The organism is Gilliamella sp. B3892 (assembly GCF_026536305.1).
Lineage (GTDB): Bacteria > Pseudomonadota > Gammaproteobacteria > Enterobacterales > Orbaceae > Gilliamella.
This window is the reverse complement of the sequence record NZ_JAFNOK010000038.1, coordinates 1-869: the sequence shown is the minus strand read 5'-3', so window position 1 is coordinate 869 and position 869 is coordinate 1. Positions and strand designations below refer to the sequence as shown.

The following is an 869-nucleotide window of genomic DNA, read 5'->3' as shown; positions in this document are numbered from 1 at the left end:
ATGTCAGAGACAGTTATTGAGCATCAAACTTTAAATTGAAGAGTTTGATCATGGCTCAGATTGAACGCTGGCGGCAGGCTTAACACATGCAAGTCGAACGGTAACATGAGTGCTTGCACTTGATGACGAGTGGCGGACGGGTGAGTAAAGTATGGGGATCTGCCGAATGGAGGGGGACAACAGTTGGAAACGACTGCTAATACCGCATAAAGTTGAGAGACCAAAGCATGGGACCTTCGGGCCATGCGCCATTTGATGAACCCATATGGGATTAGCTAGTTGGTAGGGTAAAGGCTTACCAAGGCGACGATCTCTAGCTGGTCTGAGAGGATGACCAGCCACACTGGAACTGAGACACGGTCCAGACTCCTACGGGAGGCAGCAGTGGGGAATATTGCACAATGGGGGGAACCCTGATGCAGCCATGCCGCGTGTATGAAGAAGGCCTTCGGGTTGTAAAGTACTTTCGGTAATGAGGAAGGTGGTGTATCGAATAGGTGCATCAATTGACGTTAATTACAGAAGAAGCACCGGCTAACTCCGTGCCAGCAGCCGCGGTAATACGGAGGGTGCGAGCGTTAATCGGAATGACTGGGCGTAAAGGGCATGTAGGCGGATAATTAAGTTAGGTGTGAAAGCCCCGGGCTCAACCTGGGAACTGCACTTAAAACTGGTTATCTGGAGTATTGTAGAGGAAGGTAGAATTCCACGTGTAGCGGTGAAATGCGTAGAGATGTGGAGGAATACCGGTGGCGAAGGCGGCCTTCTGGACAGATACTGACGCTGAGATGCGAAAGCGTGGGGAGCAAACAGGATTAGATACCCTGGTAGTCCACGCTGTAAACGATGTCGATTTGGAGTTTGTTGCC

General features: G+C 50.6%; 1 rRNA gene. It reads left to right on the top strand.

Annotated elements, in window-relative coordinates:
- Positions 1 to 32 precede the first annotated feature (32 nt).
- A 16S ribosomal RNA gene (locus J3U74_RS12390) occupies positions 33 to 869 on the top strand; the annotation flags it as partial.